The 24,452-nt window shown below is 61.1% G+C and carries 24 protein-coding genes; 19 read left to right on the top strand and 5 right to left on the bottom strand.

Features of this window, described 5'->3' with window-relative positions; all coding sequences use genetic code 11:
* The first annotated feature begins 3 nt into the window (after positions 1-3).
* Positions 4-1,761 carry an ABC transporter transmembrane domain-containing protein gene (locus EGJ86_RS20615; protein WP_125836446.1) on the top strand — a complete coding sequence of 586 codons (1,758 nt, stop codon included), beginning with the start codon at positions 4-6 and terminating at the stop codon, positions 1,759-1,761.
* Here the strand turns inward: EGJ86_RS20615 and rhtA are convergent.
* The 3 genes from rhtA to EGJ86_RS20600 form a co-directional block, all read right to left on the bottom strand.
* Complete coding sequence (gene rhtA, locus EGJ86_RS20610; RefSeq protein ID WP_125836445.1) at positions 1,758-2,609, bottom strand: threonine/homoserine exporter RhtA; 852 nt, start codon at positions 2,607-2,609, stop codon at positions 1,758-1,760. The two genes, EGJ86_RS20615 and rhtA, sit on opposite strands and share 4 nt — an antisense overlap.
* Positions 2,610-2,680: 71 nt before the next feature.
* On the bottom strand, positions 2,681-2,962 hold the full coding sequence (locus EGJ86_RS20605) for a pyrimidine/purine nucleoside phosphorylase (protein WP_125836444.1): 282 nt from the start codon (positions 2,960-2,962) through the stop codon (positions 2,681-2,683).
* A 138-nt stretch (positions 2,963-3,100) separates the two neighbouring features.
* Positions 3,101-3,649: an exonuclease domain-containing protein gene (locus tag EGJ86_RS20600; RefSeq protein ID WP_125836443.1), complete on the bottom strand. Its 549-nt coding sequence runs from the start codon at positions 3,647-3,649 to the stop codon at positions 3,101-3,103.
* Between the two features lie 180 nt (positions 3,650-3,829).
* Here EGJ86_RS20600 and EGJ86_RS20595 point away from each other — a divergent pair, with 180 nt between their 5' ends.
* The 3 genes from EGJ86_RS20595 (at position 3,830) to EGJ86_RS20585 (ending at position 5,691) form a co-directional block, all read left to right on the top strand.
* Positions 3,830-4,702 (top strand): NAD(P)-dependent oxidoreductase, encoded by an 873-nt coding sequence (locus EGJ86_RS20595; protein WP_125836442.1) that lies wholly within the window; start codon positions 3,830-3,832, stop codon positions 4,700-4,702.
* Positions 4,703-4,775: 73 nt separating this feature from the next.
* Entirely contained in the window at positions 4,776-5,027 is a 252-nt protein-coding gene (locus EGJ86_RS20590; protein ID WP_099524370.1) for a YkgJ family cysteine cluster protein, read from the top strand.
* 64 nt (positions 5,028-5,091) lie between these two features.
* A complete protein-coding gene (locus EGJ86_RS20585) occupies positions 5,092-5,691 on the top strand; it encodes an START domain-containing protein (RefSeq protein WP_125836441.1) in 600 nt (199 codons plus the stop codon).
* 64 nt (positions 5,692-5,755) lie between these two features.
* Here EGJ86_RS20585 and gltA read toward each other — a convergent pair whose 3' ends face one another.
* The gene (gltA, locus tag EGJ86_RS20580; protein WP_037000858.1) at positions 5,756-7,039 is read right to left on the bottom strand and encodes a citrate synthase; all 1,284 of its coding nucleotides are present in this window, start codon (positions 7,037-7,039) and stop codon (positions 5,756-5,758) included.
* A 363-nt stretch (positions 7,040-7,402) separates the two neighbouring features.
* Between gltA and sdhC the strand changes: the two genes are divergently transcribed.
* From sdhC to EGJ86_RS20520, 12 genes are all read left to right on the top strand, one after another.
* A complete protein-coding gene (gene sdhC, locus EGJ86_RS20575) occupies positions 7,403-7,777 on the top strand; it encodes a succinate dehydrogenase, cytochrome b556 subunit (RefSeq protein ID WP_072423864.1) in 375 nt (124 codons plus the stop codon).
* The gene (sdhD, locus tag EGJ86_RS20570; protein WP_037000860.1) at positions 7,771-8,139 is read left to right on the top strand and encodes a succinate dehydrogenase, hydrophobic membrane anchor protein; all 369 of its coding nucleotides are present in this window, start codon (positions 7,771-7,773) and stop codon (positions 8,137-8,139) included. The genes sdhC and sdhD overlap by 7 nt, the downstream gene beginning before the upstream one ends.
* Positions 8,140-8,142: 3 nt before the next feature.
* Complete coding sequence (gene sdhA / locus EGJ86_RS20565; RefSeq protein WP_125836440.1) at positions 8,143-9,915, top strand: succinate dehydrogenase flavoprotein subunit; 1,773 nt, start codon at positions 8,143-8,145, stop codon at positions 9,913-9,915.
* Between the two features lie 11 nt (positions 9,916-9,926).
* Positions 9,927-10,634, top strand: a complete 708-nt coding sequence (locus EGJ86_RS20560) for a succinate dehydrogenase iron-sulfur subunit (protein ID WP_003459986.1) — start codon at positions 9,927-9,929, stop codon at positions 10,632-10,634.
* A gap of 249 nt (positions 10,635-10,883) precedes the next feature.
* Entirely contained in the window at positions 10,884-13,715 is a 2,832-nt protein-coding gene (locus EGJ86_RS20555) for a 2-oxoglutarate dehydrogenase E1 component (protein ID WP_099524363.1), read from the top strand.
* Between the two features lie 64 nt (positions 13,716-13,779).
* Positions 13,780-15,009 (top strand): 2-oxoglutarate dehydrogenase complex dihydrolipoyllysine-residue succinyltransferase, encoded by a 1,230-nt coding sequence (gene odhB / locus EGJ86_RS20550; RefSeq protein WP_125836439.1) that lies wholly within the window; start codon positions 13,780-13,782, stop codon positions 15,007-15,009.
* A 66-nt stretch (positions 15,010-15,075) separates the two neighbouring features.
* Complete coding sequence (gene lpdA, locus EGJ86_RS20545) at positions 15,076-16,512, top strand: dihydrolipoyl dehydrogenase (RefSeq protein WP_106732392.1); 1,437 nt, start codon at positions 15,076-15,078, stop codon at positions 16,510-16,512.
* Between the two features lie 239 nt (positions 16,513-16,751).
* Complete coding sequence (sucC, locus tag EGJ86_RS20540; protein WP_037051889.1) at positions 16,752-17,918, top strand: ADP-forming succinate--CoA ligase subunit beta; 1,167 nt, start codon at positions 16,752-16,754, stop codon at positions 17,916-17,918.
* The gene (sucD, locus tag EGJ86_RS20535; protein ID WP_059392427.1) at positions 17,918-18,805 is read left to right on the top strand and encodes a succinate--CoA ligase subunit alpha; all 888 of its coding nucleotides are present in this window, start codon (positions 17,918-17,920) and stop codon (positions 18,803-18,805) included. Before sucC ends, sucD begins: the two co-directional genes overlap by 1 nt.
* A 333-nt stretch (positions 18,806-19,138) precedes the next feature.
* Positions 19,139-20,455 (top strand): branched-chain amino acid transport system II carrier protein, encoded by a 1,317-nt coding sequence (brnQ, locus tag EGJ86_RS20530; RefSeq protein WP_125836438.1) that lies wholly within the window; start codon positions 19,139-19,141, stop codon positions 20,453-20,455.
* Positions 20,456-20,560: 105 nt separating this feature from the next.
* Positions 20,561-21,295: a DUF599 domain-containing protein gene (locus EGJ86_RS20525; RefSeq protein ID WP_106732129.1), complete on the top strand. Its 735-nt coding sequence runs from the start codon at positions 20,561-20,563 to the stop codon at positions 21,293-21,295.
* On the top strand, positions 21,292-21,687 hold the full coding sequence (locus tag EGJ86_RS20520) for an MAPEG family protein (protein ID WP_125836437.1): 396 nt from the start codon (positions 21,292-21,294) through the stop codon (positions 21,685-21,687). Before EGJ86_RS20525 ends, EGJ86_RS20520 begins: the two co-directional genes overlap by 4 nt.
* Before the next feature lie 42 nt (positions 21,688-21,729).
* Here EGJ86_RS20520 and EGJ86_RS20515 read toward each other — a convergent pair whose 3' ends face one another.
* Positions 21,730-22,026: a hypothetical protein gene (locus EGJ86_RS20515; RefSeq protein WP_003460576.1), complete on the bottom strand. Its 297-nt coding sequence runs from the start codon at positions 22,024-22,026 to the stop codon at positions 21,730-21,732.
* A gap of 174 nt (positions 22,027-22,200) precedes the next feature.
* On the opposite strand from EGJ86_RS20515, the gene EGJ86_RS20510 reads away from it, so the two are divergent.
* From EGJ86_RS20510 to EGJ86_RS20500, 3 genes are all read left to right on the top strand, one after another.
* Complete coding sequence (locus EGJ86_RS20510; protein ID WP_106732132.1) at positions 22,201-22,680, top strand: PaaI family thioesterase; 480 nt, start codon at positions 22,201-22,203, stop codon at positions 22,678-22,680.
* Entirely contained in the window at positions 22,677-23,123 is a 447-nt protein-coding gene (locus EGJ86_RS20505; protein WP_099523753.1) for a PaaI family thioesterase, read from the top strand. Before EGJ86_RS20510 ends, EGJ86_RS20505 begins: the two co-directional genes overlap by 4 nt.
* 69 nt (positions 23,124-23,192) lie before the next feature.
* Positions 23,193-24,440: an MFS transporter gene (locus EGJ86_RS20500; protein ID WP_125836436.1), complete on the top strand. Its 1,248-nt coding sequence runs from the start codon at positions 23,193-23,195 to the stop codon at positions 24,438-24,440.
* Positions 24,441-24,452: the final 12 nt, after the last annotated feature.

The raw sequence follows: 24,452 nt of genomic DNA, 5'->3' as shown, positions 1-24,452 counted from the left end.
GTCATGACCTCGATGCTTTCTTCTCGCCAGCGTGGCGCCATGCGTCTGGCCTGGCGCTTCATCGCGCCTTATCGCGGCCGAGTGGTGGGCGCGCTGCTGGCGCTGATGTTCACGGCGGCTATCACCCTGTCCATGGGCCAGGGCATCAAGCTGCTGGTGGATCAGGGCCTGGCCACGCAATCGCCGGCAGCGCTGCGGCAGTCCCTGCTGCTGTTTTTCGTGCTGGTACTGGCGTTGGCCTTCGGTACCTACACGCGTTTCTATCTGGTGTCGTGGATCGGCGAGCGGGTGGTCGCGGACATCCGCCGGCGGGTGTTCGATCATCTGATCGAGTTGCATCCAGGCTTCTACGAGAGCAATCGCAGCTCGGAGATCCAGTCGCGGCTGACCGCCGATACCACGCTACTGCAATCGGTGATTGGCTCGTCGCTGTCGATGGCGCTGCGCAACCTGATCATGCTGATCGGCGGCAGCGTGCTGCTGGTGGTGACCAATCCCAAACTCAGCGGCATCGTCCTGCTGGCCCTGCCGCTGGTGGTAGCGCCGATCCTGCTGTTTGGACGCCGTGTGCGCGCGCTGTCGCGGCAGAGCCAGGACCGCGTGGCGGATGTCGGCAGCTACGTCGGCGAGACGCTGGGGCAGATCAAGACGGTGCAGGCCTACAACCATCAGAACGAGGACAAGCGACGCTTCGGTGAGTCGGCCGAGGCCGCTTTCGATGTGGCGCGTAAGCGCATCGCCCAGCGTTCGTGGCTGATCACCGTGGTCATCGTGCTGGTACTCGGTGCGGTGGGGGTGATGCTCTGGGTCGGCGGCATGGATGTGATCGCCGGGCGTATCTCTGGCGGTGAGCTGGCAGCCTTCGTGTTCTACAGCCTGATCGTCGGCTCGTCGTTCGGCACGCTGAGCGAGGTGATCGGTGAGTTGCAGCGTGCGGCTGGCGCCGCCGAGCGTATCGGCGAGCTATTGCGCGCCAGTAACGCCATCGTGGCGCCAGAGCAGCCGCAGCATCTGCCGCAGCCGGTGCAGGGACGTATCGAATTGCAGGGCGTGCGCTTCGCTTATCCATCGCGCGCGGACAGCTATGCCGTCGATGGCATCGATTTGCAGGTGGCTGCAGGTGAAACCCTGGCGCTGGTGGGGCCGTCCGGTGCTGGCAAGTCGACGCTGTTCGATCTGCTGCTGCGTTTTTTTGACCCGCAGGGCGGGCGTATCCTCATCGACGGTGTGCCGATTGATCAGCTCGAGCCGCGCGAGCTGCGCGCCTGTTTCGCTCTGGTGTCACAGAATCCCGCGCTGTTCTTCGGCTCGGTCGAAGACAACATTCGCTACGGCCGCCTGGATGCCAGTCAGGCCGAAGTGGAGGCGGCCGCGCGAGCGGCACACGCCCATGAGTTCATCCAGCGTTTGCCGCAGGGCTACCAGACCCATCTCGGTGAGGCCGGGCTTGGGCTTTCCGGTGGCCAGCGTCAACGTCTGGCCATTGCTCGTGCCTTGCTGGCCGATGCGCCGATCCTGCTGCTCGACGAGGCCACCAGTGCATTGGATGCCGAGAGTGAACACCTGATTCAGCAGGCGCTGCCATCGCTGATGGCCGGGCGTACCACGCTGGTGATCGCTCACCGTCTGGCCACGGTGAAGCAAGCGGATCGCATCGCAGTGATCGAACAGGGCCGTTTGGCTGCCATCGGCAGCCATGCCGAGTTGATCGAAAGCAGCCCGCTCTATGCGCGGCTGGCCGAGTTGCAGTTCGGTACTTAACTTTTTGGCTTGATAGTGGCGGCCGCGCCGGCCGAGGCGACGATGATCGCGCCGACGGCCCGCCACTGGCCCCAGAGCAGCTTCTCTCCGAGAAAGGCCAGGCCGCACATTGCCGCGACTGCCGGCTCGAGGCTCATCAGTACGCTGAAGGTGCGCGCTGGCAGGCGCGTAAGGGCGACCATCTCCAGGCTGTAGGGCAGGGCCGAGGACAGCACCGCGACACCGAGGGCGATGGGCAGCAGGTCGAGGCTCAGCAGGCCACTGCCGGCATGCCAGACTCCGATCGGCAGTACCAGGAGAGCGGCGACCCAGGTGCCCAGGGCAACGGTGTGGCGGCCATGCTGGGCGCCGGCTTTCTGTCCGAAGATGATGTACAGCGACCAGCAAACACCCGCGCCGAGTGCCAGGGCTGCGCCGAGCGGATCGATGGCGTGTTGCGTGGCGCCGGTAGGCAGCAGCATCCACAGCCCGGCGACGGCCAGGATCACCCAGACGAACTCCAGCAGGCGGCGCGAGGAAAACAGCGCCAGGGCCAGCGGCCCGGTGAACTCCAGGGCCACGGCGATGCCCAGTGGAATGCTTTGCAGCGACATGTAGAACATCAGGTTCATGCCGCCCAGCGCCAGGCCGTAAGCCAGCAGGGCATGGCACTTACGCGGGTCCAGACGTGCACGCCACGGTTGCATCACCAGCGACAGGATGATCGCGCCGAGCACCAGGCGCAGCGCCGTGGTGCCTTCGGCACCGACCAGCGGGAACAGGTTCTTGGCCAGCGAGGCGCCGCTCTGGATCGAGACCATGGCCACCACGAGCAAGGCAATGGGGACGAGAAGTGCGCTGCGTGGCATGGGTATGTCCTGCTGGTGAGCATGAAAGAAAAAACCGGCCGCGAGGGCCGGTTTTTCATGAGGCCTGTGGCTTAGCGGTATTCGCAGAGGTAGGCGGTGTCTACGACTACCTTGAGTTGGAACTTGCTGTTGGCCTCGACGGTGAACTTGCTGCCGGCTTCGAAGGTGTTCCAGCTGTCGCTGCCTGGCAGCTTGACGGTCAGCGCGCCGGCAACCACGTGCATGACTTCCAGCTGGCTGGTGCCGAATTCGTATTCGCCCGGGGCCATTACGCCGATGGTGGCAGGGCCTTCAGCCATGGTGAAACCGATGGATTTGACGGTGCCGTCGAAGTATTCGTTGACCTTGAACATCTGCGATTCCTCGGAAGGGATTGAAAAAGTTGCTGGGAGCCATGTTTAACGTCGTGTGACGACGGCCCGAAGGGTGACCGCCATGCATGGCAGGCCATAAAAGGGTCGCCAGTATGCCCAAGCGTCTTTTCTTCGTCATCAGTCTTTGATGGGCAGTACCAGCGGCAGCAGGCGGGCGGTGTTGCGTGCATCCTCCAGGGCGCGATGTTGTTTTCCTTGAAATTGCATGCCAGCCAGTTGCAGCGCGCTGTGCAGGCCAACCGGGCGCTGCAGTTGGCGCGCCTTGGCGAAAGCCTGTTTGAGGTTGAGGTGCGGCACCTCGGTCAGCAGGCTGTGCAACTGATGTTGACGCCATTCCTGCTCAAGCTGGCGGCGGTCGTAATCACCCCAACTGCTCCAGCCGACCAGGCGTGGCGCATGCTGGGTCAGCCAGCGCTCGAACTGAGCCCAGACCCGGGGCAGGGTAGCGGCGCTGTCGATCTCGGCCTGGGTGATATGGGTGAGCTCGCGGCAGAAGTCGGTCAGGCAGGGGCGGCGCTGTGGCCTGATGAAGCGTTGAAAGTGGTCACGCTCATGACCGTCTGCTCCGACCAGGCTGGCTCCGATTTCGATGATTTCCATTTCTTCCATCGCCCAGCCGCCTTCGTCGGTGGTGGCTTCCAGGTCGATGACTAGCCAATGCCCCATGGGCGCTCCTTTGAACCTGTCTGCGATCTGTTGCGCTTCGGCCCCGCTGCATTGAAAAGGTTCCTGGCGTTAGGATCAGGCTCGAGCTCTCTGAGCTAACCCGCTGGCAGTATGGAAGGCCTTTTCGACCAGGGCAAACGTCGTGTTAGGCTCTGGCGCCTATATCTACAGGAGGTCGCTATGGCAAAGGTCGCGTTTCTCGGTTTGGGCGTCATGGGCTATCCGATGGCCGGGCATCTGGCCCGCAACGGTCATCAGGTGACTGTCTACAACCGCTCGCCGGGCAAGGCCGAGCAGTGGATGGGCGAGTATGCCGGCAGCAGTGCGCCGACCCCGCGTGAAGCGGTGGCAGGTGCCGAACTGGTGATGTGTTGTGTCGGCAACGATGACGACCTGCGCAGCGTGGTGCTCGGCGAGCAGGGCGCATTCGCTGGCATGGCGCCGGGCGCCATTCTGGTCGACCACACCACGGCTTCGGCCGATGTCGCGCGTGAGTTGGCAGCCATCGCAGTCGAGCGTGGCCTCGGTTTTCTCGATGCGCCGGTGTCTGGCGGTCAGGCGGGAGCGGTCAATGGCGTGCTGACCGTAATGGTCGGTGGTGAGGCCGAAACCTATGCCGTGGCCGAGCCGGTCATCCAGAACTACGCGCGAATGATGCGCCTGATGGGGCCGGCCGGTAGCGGCCAGTTGAGCAAGATGGTCAATCAGATCTGCATCGCTGGTCTGGTTCAGGGGTTGGCAGAAGCGCTGAACTTCGCTCAGCGCGCAGGGCTGGATGGTCATGCGGTGGTCGATGTGATCAGCAAGGGCGCGGCGCAGTCCTGGCAGATGGAAAACCGCTACAAGACCATGCTGGCGGGTGAGTTCGACTTTGGCTTCGCGGTCGACTGGATGCGCAAGGATCTGTCGATTGTGCTCGAAGAGTCGCGTCGCAACGGCGCACAGCTGCCGGTGACGGCGCTGGTCGATCAGTTCTATGCCGATGTTCAATCCATGGGTGGTGGGCGCTGGGATACCTCCAGCCTGCTGGCCCGCCTGCAGCGTAACCGCTGATCGTGAAAGGCCTCGACGGCAAGTGTGGAGGTCATTAGGATCGCCGCCGTTCGTTTGTAGTCGAGGTCGTTTCATGGAGTGTCGTGCTGGTTGCGGTGCCTGCTGCATCGCGCCTTCCATCAGTTCTCCGATTCCGGGCATGCCCGATGGCAAGCCGGCCGGCGTGCGCTGCATTCATCTTGATGCCGAGTTTCTCTGCGCCATCTTCGGTCGCCCGGAGAGACCTGCTGTGTGCGGAGGTTTCAAGGCAGAAGAACAGTTGTGTGCGGATGACCGCGAGAGTGCCATTCGGATGCTGGGCTGGCTGGAGCAGGCGACGGCCTGACGATTTGAACCGCTTGCGGCCCTGCGGGTCGAAACGCAGACAGTCCTCCCGGGAGTTGCTCGAAATGATGCGTTTTTCCGTTCTGGCCATGCTGTTGTACGCGACCACTGCCCAAGCTGCCGAAAGGCAGTGGCAGTTGGAGCGCGAGGAAGACGGTGTCAGCGTTTATCTGGCCGATGTGCCTGGGTCGAAGTACAAGGCCTATCGTGGCGTGGTGACGATCAAGGGCGACCTGGCTGCCGTACAAGCGGCGCAGGAGGATGTCGCCGGCTCCTGCTCCTGGATCTTCAGTTGCCAGCAGCAGCGACTGCTCGAGAGTAAGGGCGACGTGAGCGAGCTGTACACCCGTTTCGAAATGCCCTGGCCGGTGAAGGCGCGTGATTCAGTGATCCAGGTGACCACACGCACCGATGCAGATGGCGGCGTCACGCGTCTGCTCAAGGCGGTGCCGGAGCGCTTGCCGGAGGAAAAGGACTTCGTGCGGGTGCAGCGTGTCGATGGCGAGTGGCATCTCAAGCCGCTTGATCAGGGCGAGGTGGAAGTGACCTATGAGGTGCACACTGAACCGGGCGGCAGCGTGCCCTCCTGGCTGGCCAACAGTTTCGTCGTCGATGCGCCGCTGCAAACGCTGCAGGGCTTGCGGGCGAAGGTGGAAGGGCGTTGAGCCAGGCCCGCTCCGGGCAATAAAAAAGGCTGCCATTGGCAGCCTTTTTCGTTTCGCGGTGCTATCAGTCGCGGTTAGCCGGCAGATCACGCTGCTCGTAACCGGTGTACAGCTGGCGCGGACGGCCGATCTTGTACGGACCCGAAAGCATTTCCTTCCAGTGCGAGATCCAGCCCACGGTACGTGCCAGGGCGAAGATAACGGTGAACATCGAGGTCGGAATGCCGATGGCCTTGAGGATGATGCCCGAGTAGAAGTCCACGTTCGGGTACAGGTTGCGCTCTTTGAAGTACGGATCGGTCAGGGCGATCTCTTCCAGGCGCATGGCCAGTTCCAGCTGCGGGTCATTGGTGATGCCCAGCTCGCCGAGGACTTCGTCGCAGGTCTGCTTCATCACGGTGGCGCGCGGGTCGCGGTTCTTGTAAACGCGATGACCAAAGCCCATCAGCTTGAACGGGTCGTTCTTGTCCTTGGCCTTGGCGATGAACTTGTCGATGTTGGAAACGTCACCGATCTCGTCGAGCATGGCCAGTACGGCTTCGTTGGCGCCGCCGTGTGCCGGGCCCCACAGCGCAGCGATACCGGCTGCGATACAGGCGAACGGGTTGGCACCCGAGGAGCCAGCCAGGCGTACGGTGGAGGTGGAGGCGTTCTGCTCATGGTCAGCATGGAGGATGAAGATCTTGTCCATCGCCTTGGCCAACACCGGGCTGATCGGTTTGATCTCGCACGGGGTGTTGAACATCATGTGCAGGAAGTTTTCCGCGTAATTCAGGTCATTGCGCGGGTACATCATGGGCTGGCCCATGGAGTACTTGTAGGTCATGGCGGCAATGGTCGGCATCTTGGCCACCAGGCGCATGGCCGACACTTCGCGGTGCTGCGGGTTATTGATGTCCAGCGAGTCGTGATAGAAAGCGGACAGGGCGCCAACTACGCCGCACATGATGGCCATCGGGTGGGCATCGCGGCGGAAGCCGTTGAAGAAGGTCTTCAGTTGCTCATGAACCATGGTGTGGTTCTTGATGGTGCTGACGAACTGGGCCTTTTCTTCCTTGCTCGGCAGTTCGCCATTGAGCAGCAGATAGCAGGTTTCCAGGTAGTCGGATTGCTCGGCGAGCTGCTCGATGGGGTAGCCGCGGTGCAGCAGGATCCCTTGGTCGCCGTCGATATAGGTGATCTTCGACTCGCAAGAGGCGGTCGACATGAAACCAGGATCAAATGTGAACCGACCCGTGGCGGTCAGGCTCCGCACATCGATTACATCGGGACCAACAGTGCCGGTCAGAACGGGCAGTTCGACGGGGGCATTGCCCTCGATGATCAACTGCGCTTTTTTGTCAGCCATATGTGGCCTCCTAGTTATGCTTGAAATCATCAGACAGCCCCCCACGCAGGGCCCGCACCACTATAGTGGGATAAATCCGAAAGTCAATTTGCGAGAACCCAGGCAGTAGAAGGGTTTGAACGGTATTTTCAGCGAAAAAAGGCCGCTATTTACGCCATTTGTTTAAAGGCTGCAATGCGCTTTTTGGGGTAGGGCATTGCATTGTCATTAGTCTGCTAACTGTCTATACTCTGCGGCCGACCGCCACAGGCTTTAGGGCCGTGTCATGGCGGTTGTCACTCATTGGGTGATGGGTACCTTGCCAGTGCACTTCCCAACAACTTTGCCCTGATCGTTAGGGGCTCTCAGTGTGATAAAAAAGCCGTGAATAGCCAACGACCTGTAAACCTAGACCTTCGGACTATCAAGCTTCCGATCACCGCTTACACGTCCATTCTTCACCGTATCTCCGGTGTCATCCTCTTTGTCGGTATCGCCATTCTGCTGTTTGGCCTCGACAAGTCGCTGACCTCCGAAGAGGGCTTCGCCCAGGTGAAAGAATGCCTGACCAGCCCGCTGGCCAAGTTCGTGATCTGGGGTCTGTTGTCCGCTCTGCTGTACCACCTGGTGGCCGGTGTGCGCCACTTGATCATGGACATGGGCATCGGTGAGACGCTGGAAGGCGGCAAGCTGGGCTCGAAAATCGTCGTCGTTGTGGCGGTGGTAGTGATCGTGCTGCTGGGGGTGTGGATATGGTAACTAATGTCACGAATTTCTCGCGTTCGGGCCTCTATGACTGGATGGCTCAGCGCGTTTCTGCGGTCGTTCTCGCGGCTTACACGCTGTTTCTGCTGGGCTATGTGATCTGTAATCCAGGTATGGGCTACGCCGAATGGCATGGCCTGTTCTCGCATACCGCAATGCGCATCTTCAGCCTGCTGGCCCTCGTTGCACTGAGCGTGCACGCCTGGGTTGGCATGTGGACCATTTCCACCGACTACCTGACGCCGATGGCGTTGGGCAAGTGGGCGACTGGTGTGCGTTTCCTGTTCCAGGCCGTGTGTGGCATCGCCATGTTCACGATGTTCGTCTGGGGCGTGCAGATTCTGTGGGGTTTCTGATTCATGGCTAGCATCCGTACTCTTTCCTATGACGCCATCATCGTTGGTGGCGGCGGCGCTGGCATGCGTGCCGCGCTGCAACTGGCTCAGGGCGGTCACAAGACTGCCGTGGTCACCAAGGTGTTCCCGACTCGTTCGCACACCGTTTCCGCTCAGGGTGGCATCACCTGCGCCATCGCTTCGGCCGACCCGAACGATGACTGGCGCTGGCACATGTACGATACCGTCAAGGGTTCCGACTATATAGGTGACCAGGACGCTATCGAATACATGTGCTCCGTCGGCCCGGAAGCGGTGTTCGAGCTCGAGCACATGGGGCTGCCGTTCTCCCGTACCGAGCAGGGCCGCATCTATCAGCGTCCGTTCGGTGGTCAGTCCAAGGGGCCGGATAACCCGACTCAGGCTGCCCGTACCTGCGCTGCTGCTGACCGTACCGGTCACGCTCTGCTGCACACCCTGTACCAGGCCAACCTGAAAGCTGGCACCTCGTTCCTCAACGAGTGGTACGCAGTCGATCTGGTGAAGAACCAGGACGGCGCCATCGTCGGCGTCATCGCCATCTGCATCGAAACTGGCGAAACTGTCTACATTCGCTCCAAGGCCGTGGTTCTGGCCACTGGCGGTGCTGGCCGTATCTACGCCTCCACCACCAACGCCCTGATCAACACCGGTGACGGCGTGGGCATGGCCCTGCGTGCCGGCGTGCCGGTGCAGGACATCGAAATGTGGCAGTTCCACCCGACCGGTATCGCCGGCGCTGGTGTACTGGTTACCGAAGGCTGCCGTGGTGAAGGTGGTTACCTGATCAACGCCCATGGCGAGCGCTTCATGGAGCGTTATGCGCCGAACGCCAAAGACCTGGCTGGTCGCGACGTGGTTGCTCGCTCCATGGTCAAGGAAGTCATCGCCGGCAACGGCTGTGGCCCGGACAAGGACCACGTACTGCTGAAGCTCGATCACCTGGGCGAGGAAGTGCTGCACAGCCGCCTGCCGGGTATCTGCGAACTGTCCAAGACCTTCGCCCACGTCGACCCAGTCGTCGCTCCGGTACCGGTCATCCCGACCTGCCACTACATGATGGGCGGCGTGCCGACCAACATTCATGGTCAGGCAATCACTCAGGACGCCAACGGCAACGACAAGATCATCGAAGGTCTGTTCGCTGTAGGTGAAGTGGCGTGCGTGTCGGTGCACGGTGCCAACCGTCTGGGCGGCAACTCGCTGCTCGACCTGGTGGTATTCGGCCGCGCCGCTGGCCTGCACCTGGAAAAAGCGCTGAAAGAAGGCGTGGAAGTCCGTGGTGCCAGCGAAACCGACATCGAGCAGTCGCTGTCGCGTCTGGCCGGCGTCAACGAGCGCAGCACTGGCGAAGACGTCGCCCCGCTGCGTAAAGAGCTGCAACAGTGCATGCAAAACTACTTCGGTGTATTCCGTACTGGCGAATACATGCAGAAGGGCATCCAACAACTGGCCGACCTGCGTGAGCGCATCGCGAAAGTCAAAATCGCGGACAAGAGCCAGGCGTTCAACACTGCGCGTATCGAAGCGCTGGAACTGCAAAACCTGCTCGAAGTTGCTGACGCGACCGCGGTCGCGGCCGAGGCTCGTAAAGAGTCCCGTGGCGCCCACGCTCGTGAAGACTTCGAGGAGCGCGACGATCAGAACTGGCTGTGCCATTCGCTCTACTTCCCGGGCGAGAAGCGCGTAGCCAAGCGTGACGTGAACTTCGCGCCGAAGACCGTTCCGGCATTTGAACCCAAGGTTCGGACTTATTAAGGGTGACTGATATGTTGCAAGTCAGTGTTTATCGCTACAACCCGGAGAAGGATGCTGCTCCGTTCATGCAGGACTTCCAGGTCGACACCGGCGGCAAGGACATCATGGTCCTCGACGTGCTGGCGCTGATCAAGGAACAGGACGAGGGCTTCTCCTACCGTCGTTCCTGCCGTGAAGGCGTCTGTGGCTCCGACGGCATGAACATCAACGGCAAGAACGGCCTCGCGTGCATTACGCCGATCTCCGCTGCTGGCCTCAAGGGCGGCAAGCTGGTGATTCGTCCGTTGCCGGGCCTGCCGGTCATTCGTGACCTGGTCGTCGATATGAGCATCTTCTACAAGCAGTACGAGAAGGTGCAGCCGTTCCTGCAGAACGATACGCCGGCTCCGGCCATCGAGCGACTGCAGACTCCGGAAGAGCGCGAGAAGCTCGACGGTCTGTACGAGTGCATTCTGTGCGCATGCTGCTCGACCAGCTGCCCGTCGTTCTGGTGGAACCCGGACAAGTTCCTCGGTCCCGCTGCACTGCTGCAGGCCTATCGCTTCCTGGCCGACAGCCGTGACACCAAGACCGCCGAGCGTCTGGCTTCGCTGGACGATCCGTTCAGCGTATTCCGTTGCCGCGGCATCATGAACTGCGTGAACGTGTGCCCCAAGGGTCTGAACCCGACCAAGGCAATCGGTCACGTGCGTAACATGCTGCTGCAGAGCGGTACCTGATTCGCAAGTTGCTATACCTGTAACACCTGCGAGTCCGGCTTCGGTCGGCCTCGCAGTAAAGCCAGAGCCGCAGCCCACAAAGCCGCGGCTCATACTCGAAAAATATGACGACCAGCAGGGGCATCCGGGCTGGTACCCGGACTATCTGCGGGAACCCAAGTGGCTTCATCCGAGTCGCAGCATCATGACTTTGATTAAGGCTATGCGGTATTCACGCCGGTGGTGTCCCCTTACCGAGGGTGACCAAGCATGCAAGAAAGCGTGATGCAGCGCATGTGGGACAGTGCCCACCTATCCGGTGGCAACGCTGCCTACGTGGAAGAGCTCTACGAGCTCTACCTGCACGATCCCAACGCTGTGCCAGAAGAGTGGCGCACTTACTTCCAGAAGTTGCCGACCGACGGCAGCGCTGCAACGGACGTATCGCATTCGACCATTCGCGATCATTTCGTCCTGCTCGCCAAGAATTCGCGTCGTGCCCAGCCGGTTTCCGCCGGGGCCGTCAGCAGCGAGCACGAAAAGAAGCAGGTGGAAGTGCTGCGCTTGATCCAGGCCTACCGCATGCGTGGCCATCAGGCCGCCCAGCTTGACCCTCTGGGTCTGTGGGTGCGCACTGCGCCGTCTGACCTGTCGATCAATCACTACGGCCTGACCGACGCGGATCTGGACACCACATTCCGCACTGGCGAGCTGTACATCGGCAAGGAAGAGGCAACGCTACGCGAAATTCGCGATGCGCTGCAGCAGACATATTGTCGCACCATCGGTGCTGAGTTCACCCACATCGTCGACTCCGGTCAGCGCAACTGGTTCGCCCAGCGCCTGGAAAGCGTGCGCGGTCGTCCGCAGTTTTCCGCCGAAGTGCAGGCGCATGTGCTTGAGCGCGTCACTGCTGCCGAAGGTCTGGAAAAGTACCTGGGCACCAAGTACCCGGGCACCAAGCGTTTCGGTCTGGAGGGTGGCGAGAGCCTGATCCCGCTGCTGGACGAAATCATCCAGCGTTCCGGCTCTTACGGCACCAAGGAAGTGGTCATCGGTATGGCCCACCGCGGCCGTCTGAACGTTCTGGTCAACACCTTCGGCAAGAACCCGCGCGACCTGTTCGACGAGTTCGAAGGCAAGAAGACCGAAGGTCTGTCGTCCGGTGACGTGAAGTACCACCAGGGCTTCTCCTCCAACGTCATGACCGCTGGTGGCGAAGTGCACCTGGCGCTGGCGTTCAACCCTTCGCACCTGGAGATCGTCTCTCCGGTGGTCGAGGGTTCGGTGCGTGCTCGTCAGGATCGTCGCAGTGACGCCACTGGCGATAAGGTACTGCCTATTTCCATCCACGGTGACGCGGCTTTCGCCGGTCAGGGTGTGGTCATGGAAACCTTCCAGATGTCGCAGACCCGCGGCTACAAGACTGGCGGCACCATCCACATCGTGATCAACAACCAGGTCGGCTTCACCATCAGTAACCCGTTGGACGCACGCTCCACCGAGTACGCGACCGACGTGGCCAAGATGATCCAGGCGCCGATCTTCCATGTGAATGGCGATGATCCGGAAGCCGTGTTGTTCGTGACGCAGCTGGCTGTCGACTACCGCATGCAGTACAAGCGTGACGTGGTCATCGACCTGGTCTGCTACCGTCGCCGCGGCCACAACGAGGCCGACGAGCCGAATGGCACCCAGCCGCTGATGTACCAGCAGATCGCCAAGCAGCGCACCACCCGTGAACTGTACGCTGATGCCCTGATCGCAGCCGGCGCACAGACCAGCGACGACGTGCAGGCCAAGATCGACGAGTACCGTACGGCGCTGGACAACGGCCAGCACGTGGTCAAGAGCCTGGTCAAGGAGCCGAACAAGGAGCTGTTCGTCGACTGGCGTCCTTACCTGGGCCATGCCTGGACCGCGCGTCATGACACCCGTTTCGATCTGAAGACCCTGCAGGACCTGTCCGCCAAGCTGCTGGAAATCCCGGAAGGTTTCCTGGTTCAGCGTCAGGTGGCGAAGATCCTCGAAGACCGTCAGAAGATGGGCGCGGGCGGTTTGCCGATCAACTGGGGCTTCGCCGAAACCATGGCCTACGCCACGCTGCTGGTTGAAGGTCACCCGATCCGCATGACCGGTCAGGACATCGGCCGCGGTACCTTCTCGCACCGTCACGCGGTGCTGCACAACCAGAAGGATGCCGCGACCTACGTTCCGCTGAAGAACCTGTACGACGGCCAGCCGAAGTTCGAACTGTACGACTCCTACCTCTCCGAGGAAGCGGTGCTGGCTTTCGAATACGGCTATGCCACCACCACGCCAAGTGCGTTGGTGATCTGGGAAGCCCAGTTCGGCGACTTCGCCAACGGCGCCCAGGTTGTATTCGACCAGTTCATCTCCAGTGGCGAGACCAAGTGGGGCCGTCTGTGCGGTCTGACCGTTCTGCTGCCGCACGGTTATGAAGGGCAGGGGCCTGAGCACAGCTCGGCGCGTCTGGAGCGTTACCTGCAACTGTGCGCCGAGCACAACATGCAGGTCTGCGTACCGACCACCCCAGCGCAGGTCTACCACATGCTGCGTCGCCAGGTGATCCGTCCGCTGCGCAAGCCGCTGGTGGTGCTGACGCCGAAGTCGCTGCTGCGCCACAAGCTGGCCATCTCGACTCTGGAAGATCTGGCCGAAGGCTCGTTCCAGACCGTGATCGGCGAGATCGATTCGCTGGACCCGAAAAAGGTCGAGCGTCTGGTCCTGTGCAGCGGCAAGGTCTACTACGACCTGCTGGAGAAGCGTCGTGCCGAGGGCCGCGAAGACATCGCTATCGTGCGTCTCGAGCAGCTCTATCCGTTCCCGGAAGACGATCTGGCCGAAGCACTGGCGCCTTACAAGAACCTCAAGCACATCGTCTGGTGTCAGGAAGAGCCGATGAACCAGGGCGCTTGGTACTGCAGCCAGCACCACATGCGTCGCGTCGCTACTGCACACAAGAAGTCGCTGCTCCTGGAGTACGCCGGTCGTGATGCCTCGGCTGCGCCAGCTTGTGGTTATGCGTCGATGCACGCCGAGCAGCAGGAAAAACTGCTGCAGGACGCCTTTACTGTTTAACGCCTTCATCCCGCAGGTGGCGAGTGCCCCCAGCCGGTAAACCGAATTTAAGGAAACGCATACAATGGCTATCGAGATCAAAGCCCCAACCTTCCCGGAATCGGTTGCCGACGGCACCGTGGCCACCTGGCACAAGAAGCCGGGCGAAGCGGTCAAGCGCGATGAGCTGATCGTCGACATCGAAACCGACAAGGTCGTGATCGAAGTACTGGCCGAGGCCGATGGTGTCCTGGCTGAAATCATCAAGAACGACGGCGACACCGTTCTCTCCAACGAGCTGCTGGGCAAGCTGACCGAAGGTGGCGCTGCCGCCGCCGCTCCGGCTGCCGCACCGGCCGCTGCCGCTGCTCCGGCCCAGGCTGCTGCTCCGGCTGCCGCTGCTGGTGACGACGCCATCCTCTCGCCGGCTGCACGCAAGCTGGCCGAAGAGAACGGTATCGACCCGAACAGCATTGCCGGCACCGGTAAAGGTGGCCGTGTGACCAAGGAAGACGTGGTCGCTGCCGTCGAAGCCAAGAAGAACGCCCCGGCCGCTGCTGCCAAGCCGGCTGCTGCTCCGGCCGCTGCCGCTGCTGTCGTCGCCACTGGCGACCGCACCGAGAAGCGTGTGCCGATGACCCGTCTGCGCGCCAAGATCGCCGAGCGTCTGGTCGAAGCCCAGTCCACCATGGCGATGCTGACTACCTTCAACGAAGTGGACATGACCGAAGTCATGGCCCTGCGTTCGAAGTACAAGGACCTGTTCGAGAAGTCCCACAACGGCGTGCGTCTGGGCTTCATGTCGTTCTTCGTCAAGGCAGCTACCGAAGCGCTGAAGCGTTTCCCGGCAGTCAACGCCTCGATCGACGGCAACGACATCGTTTATCACGGCTACGCCGACATCGGTGTTGCCGTGTCCAGCGACCGTGGCCTGGTGGTGCCGGTATTGCGTAACGCCGAGCAAATGAGCCTGGCTGAAATCGAGAGTGGCATCGCCACCTTCGGTAAGAAAGCCAAAGACGGCAAGCTGTCGATCGAAGAAATGACCGGCGGCACCTTCACCATCACCAACGGTGGTACCTTCGGTTCGATGATGTCGACCCCGATCGTCAACCCGCCGCAGGCTGCGATCCTGGGTATGCACAACATCGTTCAGCGCCCGATGGCGATCAACGGCCAGGTGGTGATCCGTCCGATGATGTACCTGGCGCTGTCTTACGACCACCGCCTGATCGATGGTAAGGAAGCCGTGACCTTCCTGGTAACCATCAAGAACTTGCTTGAAGACCCGGCTCGCCTGCTGCTGGAAATCTAAAAGCCAGTCTCCTCCACGGCGGCCCTGTTCTCAGGGCCGTCCGGTTTATTCGAGAAGGAATACGTTATGACCCAGAAATTCGACGTGGTAGTCATCGGTGCCGGCCCTGGTGGCTATGTAGCCGCCATCAAAGCAGCGCAACTCGGCCTGAAGACTGCCTGCATCGAGAAGTACCAGGGCAGCGACGGCAAGGTCGCTCTCGGCGGCACTTGCCTGAACGTCGGTTGCATTCCGTCCAAGGCGCTGCTGGACAGCTCCTGGAAGTACCACGAAGCGAAAGACGGCTTCGCCGTGCATGGTATCGAAGCCAAAGGCGTGACCATCGACGTCCCGGCCATGGTGGCGCGCAAGAACACCATCATCAAGAACCTCACCGGTGGTGTTGCCGGTCTGTTCAAGGCCAACGGCGTGACCCTGCTCGAAGGTCACGGCAAGCTGCTGGCTGGCAAACAGGTCGAAGTCACTGGCACCGATGGCAAAAGCCAGGTGGTTGAAGCTGCTCACGTGATCATCGCCTCCGGCTCCAAGCCGGTCGAGATCCCGCCGGCTCCGGTCGATCAGGACGTGATCGTCGACTCCACTGGTGCCCTGGAATTCCAGAGCGTACCGAAGAAGCTGGGCGTCATCGGCGCTGGCGTAATCGGTCTGGAGCTGGGCTCGGTATGGGCTCGCCTGGGTGCTGAAGTCACCGTTCTGGAAGCCATGGACAAGTTCCTCGCGGCTGCCGACGAGCAGATCGCCAAGGAAGCCCAGAAGACCCTGACCAAGCAGGGCCTGGACATCCGCCTGGGTGCTCGCGTGACCGGTTCGGACGTCAAGAAGAAGCAGGTTGTGGTGAGTTTCACTGACGCCAATGGCGAGCAGAAAATGACCTTCGACAAGCTGATCGTGGCTGTAGGCCGTCGTCCGGTGACCACCGATCTGCTGGCTGCTGACAGCGGCGTTGACCTGGACGAGCGCGGCTTCATCTTCGTCAACGACCAGTGCGAAACCAGCGTTCCGGGCGTCTACGCCATCGGTGACGTGGTCCGTGGCGCGATGCTCGCGCACAAAGCCTCGGAAGAGGGCGTGATGGTTGCTGAGCGCATCGCTGGCCACAAGGCGCAGATGAACTACGACCTGATCCCGTCCGTGATCTACACCCACCCGGAAATCGCATGGGTCGGTAAGACCGAGCAGCAACTGAAGGCCGAAGGCGTTGCAGTCAACGTCGGTACCTTCCCGTTCGCTGCCAGCGGTCGCGCCATGGCGGCCAACGACACTGGCGGTTTCGTCAAGGTCATCGCTGACGCCAACACCGACCGCGTGCTGGGTGTTCATGTGATCGGCCCAAGCGCTGCCGAGCTGGTACAGCAAGGCGCAATCGGCATGGAATTCGGCACCAGCGCCGAAGACCTGGGCATGATGGTCTTCTCCCACCCGACCCTGTCCGAGGCGCTGCACGAAGCGGCCCTGGCAGTGAACGGCGGCGCGATTCACATCGCCAATCGCAAGAAACGCTAAGCGTTAGTGGCCGACTCGTTCGGCCACTCGAGTTGTTGTAAGCCGCCGTGGTAGGCGGGGCGTCGTGTAATCGCCTCATCGCTACGGTGGTGTTTGCAAGCAGAACCACGTCGGGTGGCCCGCGTCGAGTCCAACTCGCAGCGCAAGCCCCCGACGGACTGCTTCGGCAGTCACAGGTGGCGCGGTATCACAAGTACAGCGCCGAATGCGCAATACCTAAACGAAGACGGTAGACAAGCATGAATCTTCACGAGTATCAGGGTAAGCAGCTGTTCGCTGAATACGGCCTGCCCGTATCCAAGGGTTTCGCGGTAGACACCCCGGAAGAAGCCGCAGAAGCCTGCGAAAAAATCGGCGGCAGCGAGTGGGTCGTCAAAGCTCAGGTCCACGCTGGTGGCCGCGGTAAAGCCGGTGGCGTAAAGCTGGTCAAGAGCAAAGAAGACGCCAAGGCCTTCGCCGCCAACTGGCTGGGCAAGCGTCTGGTGACCTACCAGACTGACGCCAACGGTCAGCCGGTCAGCAAAATCCTGGTCGAATCCTGCACCGACATCGCCAAGGAACTGTACCTGGGCGCTGTAGTGGACCGCTCCAGCCGTCGCATCGTGTTCATGGCTTCCACCGAAGGTGGCGTGGACATCGAGAAAGTGGCCCACGAAACTCCTGAGAAGATCCTCAAGGCCACCGTTGACCCGCTGGTCGGCGCTCAGCCGTACCAGGGTCGCGAGCTGGCTTTCCAGCTGGGCCTGGAAGGCAAGCAAGTCGCTCAGTTCGCCAAGATCTTCGTAGGTCTGGCCAAACTGTTCAAAGATCACGATCTGGCTCTGCTGGAAGTCAACCCGCTGGTCATCAAGGCCGACGGCGACCTGCACTGCCTGGACGCGAAGATCAACATCGACGCTAACGCCATGTACCGTCAGCCGAAGCTGAAGACCTTCCACGACCCGTCGCAAGACGATCCTCGTGAAGCCCACGCTGCCAGCTTCGAGCTGAACTACGTGGCCCTGGAAGGCAACATCGGCTGCATGGTCAACGGTGCCGGTCTGGCCATGGGTACCATGGACATCGTCAACCTGCACGGCGGTAAGCCAGCCAACTTCCTCGACGTAGGTGGCGGCGCAACCAAAGAGCGCGTGACCGAAGCCTTCAAGATCATCCTGTCCGACAGCAACGTTGCTGCCGTTCTGGTGAACATCTTCGGCGGCATCGTTCGTTGCGACATGATTGCCGAAGGCATCATCGGCGCAGTGAAAGAAGTCGGCGTGAAAATCCCGGTGGTCGTCCGCCTGGAAGGTAACAACGCTGAGCTGGGCGCCAAGGTCCTGGCTGAAAGCGGCCTGAACATCATCGCGGCAACCAGCCTGACCGACGCTGCTCAGCAAGTCGTCAAAGCTGCGGAGGGCAAGTAATGAGCGTCCTGATCAATAAAGACACCAAAGTCATCTGCCAGGGCTTCACCGGCTCGCAGGGTACTTTCCACTCCGAACAAGCCATCGCCTACGGCACCAAGATGGTTGGCGGCGTGACTCCGGGCAAGGGCGGCACCACTCACCTGGGCCTGCCGGTGTTCAACACCGTGAAAGAAGCCGTTGAAGCCACTGGCGCTGACGCTTCGGTCATCTACGTTCCGGCTCCGTTCTGCAAAGACTCGATCCTGGAAGCTGCATTCGGCGGCATCAAGCTGATCGTCTGCATCACCGAAGGCATTCCTACCCTGGACATGCTGGATGCCAAAGTCATCTGCGACGAGCTGGGCATTACCCTGATCGGCCCGAACTGCCCGGGCGTGATCACTCCCGGCGAGTGCAAGATCGGCATCATGCCGGGTCACATCCACCTGCCAGGCAAAGTCGGCATCGTGTCCCGTTCGGGCACCCTGACCTATGAAGCCGTGAAGCAGACCACCGACGCCGGTTTCGGCCAGTCCACCTGCGTGGGCATCGGCGGTGACCCCATCCCGGGCTCCAACTTCATCGATATCCTGAAGCTGTTCCAGGAAGACCCGAAGACCGAAGCGATCGTCATGATCGGTGAGATCGGCGGTTCGGCTGAAGAAGAAGCGGCTGCCTACATCAAGGCCAACGTCACCAAGCCTGTAGTTTCCTACATCGCTGGTGTGACCGCTCCTCCCGGCAAGCGCATGGGCCACGCTGGCGCCATCATCTCCGGCGGCAAGGGCACTGCAGACGAGAAATTCGCTGCACTGCAGGACGCTGGTGTGAAAACCGTGCGTTCCCTGGCTGACATCGGCAAGGCCCTGGCCGAGCTGACCGGTTGGGAAGTCAAGAAGGCCTAAGCCTTCGCTGACTGCACGCAAAAGGCCACCTTCGGGTGGCCTTTTCTGTTTTAGTGCGTTTCTTCTGTGGCGTTATGGTCTGACCCCAGGCGACGGATGATTGGGTTAGTTTTTGCCGATGCGACAGTCAGTTACGCCAGTTCGACAGCTCGTCCGCCAACTGTGCTGTTGATGGGCGCTTTTCGTTAGTATGCGCGCTTTATCGTGTCCGTGGCGCCACAAGCGCCTGGCGATACCTGCAGTGGTTCGAGCCAAACGCTCGGGCGACGTTTCCCCGATCCCTCAAGGAAACCCCCGCAACTCTTCGATTTCCTGTCTGTGGTATTTCCCTTTATGACTCGTTTGAAAGGCTCGGACCTCCTTGCCCTCGGCTTCATGACATTTGCGTTGTTTCTCGGCGCAGGCAATATCATCTTCCCGCCTAGTGCCGGTCTGGCTGCGGGGGAGAACCTGCTTCCTGCCGCCATCGGTTTTCTGCTGACTGGTGTCGGCCTGCCGCTGTTGACTGTGGTGGCCCTGGCCCGCGTGGGCGGCGGTATGGATCTGCTCACCGCGCCACTAGGTAAAGTGGCGGGTGCAATCCTTGCGGTAGCGGTGTATCTGGCCATCGGCCCGCTGTTCGCTACGCCGCGCACCGCCGTGGTGTCCTTTGAGATGGGTATCGCGCCGTTCACCGGCAACGACGGTGCGCCACTGCTGATCTATACCCTGGTATATTTCGCGGCTGTGTTGTTCCTCTCGCTCAATCCCGGTCAACTGGTCGACCGTATCGGTAAATTCATCACGCCGGTCCTGTTGGCTGCGCTGCTGGTGTTGGGCGGTGCTGCGCTGTTCGCGCCGGCTGGCGAGATTGGCGCTGTAGCTGACAGCTACCGTGATGCGCCGTTGGTGCAGGGCTTCTTGCAGGGGTATCTGACCATGGATACCCTGGGCGCACTGGTGTTTGGCATCGTGATCGCCAGCGCCATTCGTGACCGTGGTGTTAGCGACGCCGGCCTCGTCACACGTTACTCGGTGATCGCTGGCGTCATCGCCGCCACCGGTTTGTCGCTGGTTTATCTGGCGCTGTTCTACCTCGGCGCTACCAGCCAGGGCATCGCGGGTGATGCGCAGAACGGCGTGCAGGTGCTGACCACTTACGTGCAGCACACCTTCGGTACTACCGGCAGCCTGCTGCTGGCAGTGGTTATCACCCTGGCCTGCCTGACCACTGCGGTTGGCCTGCTGACTGCGTGTGGTGAGTTCTTCAGCAAGCTGTTGCCGGTTTCCTACCGTAGCGTGGTGATCGTCTTCGGCCTGTTCAGTCTGGTGGTGGCCAATCAGGGCCTGACTCAACTGATCAGTTTCTCGATTCCGGTTCTGGTAGGGCTTTATCCGCTGGCTATCGTTCTGGTTGCGCTGAGCCTGGCCAACCGCCTGTGGATCTCCCAGTCGCTGGTTTTCGTTCCGGTGATGGCCGTTACGCTGGTCTTCGGCGTTGCCGACGGTGTTGCCGCGACTCCCTGGGCGGACAAGGTCCCCGCGTGGTTCGGGCAGTTGCCTTTGGCCGGCCAGAGCCTGGGCTGGCTGCTGCCGGTGGCGGTGACGCTGGTTCTGGTGGTGGCACTGGATCGCATCCTGAGCCTGCGTCAGAGCGCTACTGCTGCGTAAGGCACGCTCGAAACAAAATAAGGCTGCCCACGAGGCGGCCTTTTTTGTCGAACAAGGAAAGAGGCAGCCTGGCTATAATCCTTCGCAGTCTTACAAGGAGTTGGCATGCTCAACAGCTATCCGTATTTGCCTCATTTTCTAGCCGCGCTGTGGTTCGTTCTGTGCTGGGGCGGCTACACCCGTTATGCCTCGGTAAAAGCGCAAACCACTCCCTGCCTCGCCAGTGTGCTGCATCTGTACCGTGAGGACTGGATGCGCCGCATGCTTCTACGTGACAATCGCATTGCCGACGCCAACGTGATCGGTAACCTCGAGCGTAATGCCTCGTTCTTCGCCTCCAGCACGCTGATTATCCTGGCCGGTATTCTCACCGTACTGGGCGCTTCTGACCGTGCACTGTCGCTGCTGGCCGACATTCCCTTCGTGCAGCAAGCCAGTCGTGGTCTATCTGAGATCAAGTTGCTGTGCCTGGGCATCATCTTCGTCTATGCCTTCTTCACCTTCAGTTGGTGCATGCGCCAATACAACTTCGCAGCGGTGCTGGTGGGTTCGGCGCCAATGCTGGGCGAGCGGCATGTCACCGAGCAGGAGCGCAAGGCTTTCGCCGAGCGCACGGCGCGGGTGATTTCGATGGCGGCCAACCAGTTCAACTTCGGTTTGCGCGCCTATTATTTCGGTATGGCAACCCTGTCCTGGTTCATCAATCCATGGTTCTTCATGCTGGTGACTGCCGGCGTTGTCGTGGTGCTATATCGCCGAGAATTCCATTCCGATGTCTTGGAAGTGATGGTCTATACGCCAACGCCGGCCGCCGAGGTGGCCAAGGAGAAGAGTGAATGAGCCTGCCGTTCTGGTGCGTCTTCATCAGCGCCTTGTTGATCTTCATCGCCAAGGCCCCGGTGGCCAAGGCCATGGCCGAGGAGGGCGGTGGTCGCTATGACAACCATCACCCGCGCGCCCAGCAGGCGCGGCTAACGGGTTTCGGCGCGCGTGCTCTGGCCGCGCATTTGAATAGCATCGAGGCGTTCCCGCTGTTCGCGGTTGGTGTGCTGATGGCTCATACCACGCAGACTTACGGCTTTTTGATCGACATTCTGGCCGTCACTTTCGTCATCAGTCGCGTGCTGTATATGCTGTTCTACTGGTGGGATCTGCACTGGCAGCGCAGCCTGGTATGGGTGGTGGGCCTGGCCTGTAGCCTGCTGCTGATGATCAGTCCGGCGCTGAAATGAAAGAAGGCCCGCATTGCGGGCCTTCTTGGTTTTCAGCTTAGGTTACTGACCGTCGACAGCGTCTTTGGCTTCGTCGCCGGCGTCCTCGATGGCGTCGGCCGCATCGCTGGCCGCATCCTCAATTTTTTCGCCAGTGGTAGGTTCATTACCCAAGGCTTCGTTGGTCTTCTGCTCGATGGCATCGCCGGTGTCTTTGGCTGCATCGCCCAGGTTCTCCATCGCTTCGGAGACTGACTCCTTGGCCGACTCCATCTTGTCTTCCGGGGTCTTCTCGCAGGCGGCGAGACCCAGGGCAGTGGCAAGCAGCAGGGCATAAGTCAGAGGTTTGTTCACGGTCATCACTCCATGTGTGAGAGTTATAAGTGGCTGGGTTGACCCCAGAACACACAGTCACTTTGAATGTCGGTAGTGCCAATAAGTTCCCAAGGCGATGAGAGCGGCACAGGGACTGGTGTGAGTCCAGGCACAAGGCGCTATCATTCGCTGTTTTTGCCATAGCAGAGCGGCAGGGTGATGAGCGAACAGTCGATTCAGGAGCGGGCACAGCGGTTTTTGTCCGCGTTGCGTCATTGTCAGGTGCTGGGCATGCGTGTCGAGTCGGCCGACGGCAAGGGACTGACGCTGTGCTTGCCCTACACACCGCATATCGTTGGCAATCCGGACACCGGTGTGATCCATGGTGGTGCCATCACTACGCTGATGGACACCACCTGTGGTATCTCCACGGTCTGCGTACTGCCGGAGTTCGAGATCTGTCCGACTCTTGATCTGCGCATCGACTACATGCACCCGGCCGAGCCCGGCAAGGATGTGTTCGGTTTCGCCGAGTGTTATCGCGTTACCCCCAACATCATCTTCACCCGCGGCTACGCCTATCAGGACGACCCGCAGCAACCGATTGCCCACGTGGTTGGCACCTTCATGCGCATGGGCAAGGCCGCGCAGGGTGGCGCTGAGCTGAAACAGAATATTCAGCAAGGCGGTGGAGCGTGAGCGAGTTGAGCCTGGAACAACTGGTGGCGCGTGCGCACCAGCAGAACGACTACGACCCGCTGATCAGTCTGATCCCTTACGCCAAACTGCTGGGTATCGAGTGCCTGCGCCTGGGCGACGACATGGTCTTTCGCCTGCCAGCCAATCGCGATTGCATCGGCAACCCGGTACTACCGGCGCTGCATGGTGGCGTAATCGCCGGTTTCATGGAGCATGCGGCCATGCTTCATCTATTGATGTTCATGGGCATTCCACATTTGCCCAAAATCATCGACTTCTCGATAGATTACCTGCGCGCCGGCCATTATCGTGACACCTATGCGCAGTGCCAGGTCTGGCGGCAGGGGCGTCGGGTGGCCAACGTGGCGATTACCGCCTGGCAGACCAAGCAGACCGAACCGATTGCCACCGCCCGTGCCCACTTCAAGGTCGATGAGCCCTGAGCGCTTGAGACTTGCCCGGCAGTTGGAACGGATCGGCAGCGCAGCGAAATCATGACAAGGACCCTGTAGATGGATGCGTTGCTGATAATTGGTGGCCTGCTGCTGATGCTGGCTGGTCTGATATGGCTGGTCATGCGGGCGTTCGCCACCAGCCTGTTGTGGGGCTGGGGCAGCCTGATCCCGCCGATTACCCTGATTTACATCGTGCGCCACTGGCAGCGAGCGCGCAGTGCGGTCACTCTGATCGGGCTTGGTGTAATTCCCCTCGTGGTAGGTCTCACGTTGCTGGCCAGTAAGGATGCCGAACGTCTGGCGGCGATCGTCCGCCTGGACTGGCTCAAGCCCGAAGTGCAGGCGCCGGCCGAGCTTGCCATTAATCTGGACGGTGAGCTAAACGGCCAGCCCTTTCGCCCGCAGCAGGGTGAACTGATCGATGGTGTGTTGGTGCTGCGCGAGGGCCTGGATTTCTTCGCCCTGCGTGAACTGAGTATCCGCCTGCCGCAGCCAGTCGAGGGTCCTGTACGTATCGACGTGCTGCCCCAGGACAGCGGTAGCCTGCCAGAGGTAGAGCTGAGCTGGCTGTTACCGGAGCAAGATCTGCCCGAGGCGCGTCGTCTGAGTCGTGGCTACACCCTGCATCTGGACCTGCAGCCGCAGGAGCCGAACCGACTGGTCGGCGATTTCCATCTGGTCTTGCCGCCGCGCTTCAAAACCAGCCTCAGTGGCCGGGTCGAGCTGTACCGTGATCGCCTGCGCTATGTCGATGGCCAGGTCGATGCGCGTTTCGATTCCCGTGACACCATTGCCCATGTGCTGCAGGACTATCTGCAGCGGCGCTTCGCCACGCGCAAGGTGAGCGAGCTGAAGCTGCCGGTGTTCACCTTCGAGGGTGACAGCCTGGAGCTGCAGGTCGAAGCGCAGATTGCCGGGCGTAGCGAGCGTCTGCCGGTGCGCCTGCACAAGCGTGCCGAGCAGGGCTGGGCGGTGGAAGGTGATCGCTTCCCGGCATTGCCTGCCACTGCCACCGCTCAGGCTACGCCGCAGCGCGAGGCGGCCCCGATCGAGGAGCGCCTGAGTCGCCCGGTCGACCGCCGGCAACGCTTCAGTCTCGCGCGCCTGCAGCGCAATCCGGAACAGTATCGCAACCTCAGCATGCGCCTGAGTCGCGCCAGTGGCGGTACGGTCGAGGGGCGCTTCGTCGGCGTCGACGCCGATGGCAGCATTCGCCTCATTCAGCAGATGGGCAGTGGCGGCGGGCAGGCCAGTTTCAGTTTCAAGCCGGAAGAAATCGGCCGTTTGCAGTTGCTGGAACCCTAAGCCCTTGAAATT

Source organism: Pseudomonas sp. o96-267 (genome assembly GCF_003935465.1).
GTDB classification, from domain to species: Bacteria; Pseudomonadota; Gammaproteobacteria; order Pseudomonadales; family Pseudomonadaceae; genus Aquipseudomonas; species Aquipseudomonas sediminis.
Note: the sequence above shows the minus strand (reverse complement) of the source record. Positions and strands in the feature narration are given on the sequence as shown.